The organism is Cellulomonas sp. GbtcB1 (genome assembly GCF_019091725.1).
In the GTDB taxonomy this organism is placed as follows: Bacteria; Actinomycetota; Actinomycetes; order Actinomycetales; family Cellulomonadaceae; genus Cellulomonas.
In genome coordinates, this window is sequence record NZ_JAGXJG010000283.1 from 1 (window position 1) to 266 (window position 266).

The following is a 266-nucleotide window of genomic DNA, read 5'->3' on the forward strand; positions in this document are numbered from 1 at the left end:
CCCGCCTACCACCGGCTGTTCGACGCGACGCCGCGCGCGGTGAAGGCCGTCGACGCCGATATCCCCGTGGGCGGGCCCGCGGTGTCGCCCGGCGCCGACGTCTGGCTGCCGCGGTTCGCCGAGCACGTGGCCGACACCGGGGTGCCGTGCGACTTCGACAGCAAGCACGCGTACACCTCGGGGCCGGCGCAGCACGTGCCGTTCGGGACCTACCAGACGCTGCAGCCGCCGCAGGACCTCCTCGACCAGTTCGCCACGCCGCGGTC

General features: G+C 74.8%; 1 pseudogene. It reads left to right on the top strand.

The annotated features are described in order from the left end of the window. Positions 1-266: pseudogene (locus KVT14_RS20470) on the top strand (xylan 1,4-beta-xylosidase); the annotation flags it as partial.